The following is a 2,018-nucleotide window of genomic DNA, read 5'->3' as shown; positions in this document are numbered from 1 at the left end:
GACAACGACGGAAGGAGTTTTTTCCAGTGGCGGATCGGCGGCAGGCACCGCACGCTCGGCTGTCGTCGTGATCGGTGGCGGCGCTCCGTTGCCGATCCATTCGGCCGAACGGATCGCGACACCGAGGCTCTGGCTCGTCGGCGTCACCTTGAGCGCGTACGCGTTCGCGTCCATCCCGTGCGGGAACTTCACGCGGTAACAGGCGATGCCGGCCGCGATCAGCGCCGCCGCCAACTTCTCGGCTGCGGCGTCGCCGGCCGCATCGCGATCGTACGCGATCAGCACGCGCTCGATGCGATGGTGTTTGAACGCGGCCAGGTGATCGGCCGTGAAGCCCTCGACGCCGTAGCTCGCGGTCACGTGGCGATAGCCCGCGCACCAGAACGTCAGCGCATCGATCAGGGATTCGCACAGGATGATTTCTTTCGAGGCGGCGAGCGCGGCCTCGTTCCACACGCCGCGATGCGGACCCGGCAGGTACAAGTGCTTGGGCGTGCCTTCGCGCAAGTCGTCGCGCAGCTTACGCCCGTAGACCTCGGTGATTTCGCCATCGGGTGCGATCACCGGGATCACCAGCGAGCCAGCCAAGTGTTCGTGCCCGCTGGCCCGATACACGCCGATGCGTTGCAGGCGCGTACGGATATCGGCGCCGGCCACGCGGTTCTTCTCGGGCAGGCGCAGACCGAGTGTGCGGTTCGCGTAGCCAAGCTTGAACGCTGCGATCGCTTCCGCAGCGTCGATCCCGCGAGCTTTCAAGTACGCCAGCGCCTCGGGCGCCGTCTGCAACGTCGTGTGGTAATAGTCGATCACCTGGCCGAGCAACGCGCGATCGTCGGCATCGAACGCGACCGGCGCCGCGAGCTTGCGCACCGTCGATTGCTTGACCGGAGAGCCGGCCGCTAAGGGAAGAGTGTCGTTGCGCAACAACTCAACCGCGTGGCGGAAGCTCACGCCCTCGATGCGCATCACCCAGTCGATCACCGAGCCGCCGGCCTGGCACGCCCCCAGGCAATGCCACAGGTTCGTTTTCGACGACACCACCAGCGAGGGCGTCTTGTCCGCGTGGAACGGGCAGCGGCCCACCCGGTCCTTGCCGTGCGGGCGCAGTTCGATCCCGGCTGCCTCGACCAGCCGCACGATCGACACGTGCTCCTTTAATCGCTCGATCTCGGCGTCGGTGAAGCGGGCCATCGGCGTTCCTCGTAAAAACCTGTCAAGGGGGTTTCGGCAATAAAAACCCGATCGCAGAGTACCCGTATTTCGGGTATTGTCAACCCGACATCCGAGGATCACACCTATGCTCACGTCAACGCTTCCATCTCCCGATCTCGTCATGGCAGTTACGGACAAGGCTTTCTACAAGGCGCTCGGCCGACGCATCGCCGATCGGCGCAAGGCGCTGGAGATCACCCAGGTCGAGCTCGCCGAACGCCTTGGCGTGGCGCAGCAGACGATGGCGCATTACGAAGGCGGCACGGTGCGCGTGGCGATCGCCTTGCTTCCCCCACTGGCGAAGGCGTTGGATATGTCGATCGAAGGATTGATCGGCGAAGAGCCGAAGAAGCTCCCGGGCAAGCGCGGTCCCGCACCGCGCATCCAGCGACAGCTTGAGCAGCTAAGTCAGTTGCCTAAGGCCAAGCAGCAGGCCGTTATGCAGGTGCTCGATTCCGTGCTGGCACAGGCCGCTCGCTAAGAAGAACGGCGCAACTACCGTTCCAACGCCAGGTCGGCGGTTTTCGTCACTGCCGGCAGATGATCGAGCGCCAGGTCCTTCTTCTGACTCCGCTCCATGATCTGTTGCAGGTCGCTCATCGTCGTGCGATCGGCGTACACGTGCACCGCCTCGCGAGCCCGCGAACCGGCTACGTACGACCACTCCCGCGCCGACATGCTCTCGTGCGCGAGCACGTAGGCGCGCTCCACGCTGACGCCCTGAGCCTTGTGCACCGTGAGCGCATAACCATGCTCGATGTGCGCGTGCTCCTTCACTCGCCACGTGCGTGTGTGGCCCGCATCGA

At 64.8% G+C, this 2,018-nt stretch carries 3 protein-coding genes; 1 reads left to right on the top strand and 2 read right to left on the bottom strand.

The features are described 5' to 3' along the window. A partial coding sequence (locus ABD002_RS19485) for a CHC2 zinc finger domain-containing protein (RefSeq protein WP_343794269.1) occupies positions 1-1,191 on the bottom strand: 1,191 nt, incomplete at its 3' end. Between the two features lie 106 nt (positions 1,192-1,297). Between ABD002_RS19485 and ABD002_RS19480 the strand changes: the two genes are divergently transcribed. Next, positions 1,298-1,693 carry a helix-turn-helix domain-containing protein gene (locus tag ABD002_RS19480; protein ID WP_343794267.1) on the top strand — a complete coding sequence of 132 codons (396 nt, stop codon included), beginning with the start codon at positions 1,298-1,300 and terminating at the stop codon, positions 1,691-1,693. A 14-nt stretch (positions 1,694-1,707) separates the two neighbouring features. Here the strand turns inward: ABD002_RS19480 and ABD002_RS19475 are convergent. After that, positions 1,708-2,018: ATP-binding domain-containing protein (locus ABD002_RS19475; protein WP_343794265.1), on the bottom strand; the 311-nt coding region annotated here is incomplete at its 5' end.

The organism is Dokdonella soli, from assembly GCF_039523175.1.
Classification (GTDB): Bacteria; Pseudomonadota; Gammaproteobacteria; order Xanthomonadales; family Rhodanobacteraceae; genus Dokdonella_A; species Dokdonella_A soli.
This window is presented reverse-complemented; position numbering and strand designations above follow the sequence as displayed.

Excerpts from the sequence above, each read along its gene's own strand:
- ABD002_RS19480 (WP_343794267.1), top strand. The coding sequence starts at position 1,298 with ATGCTCACGTCAACGCTTCCATCTCCCGATCTCGTCATGGCAGTTACG.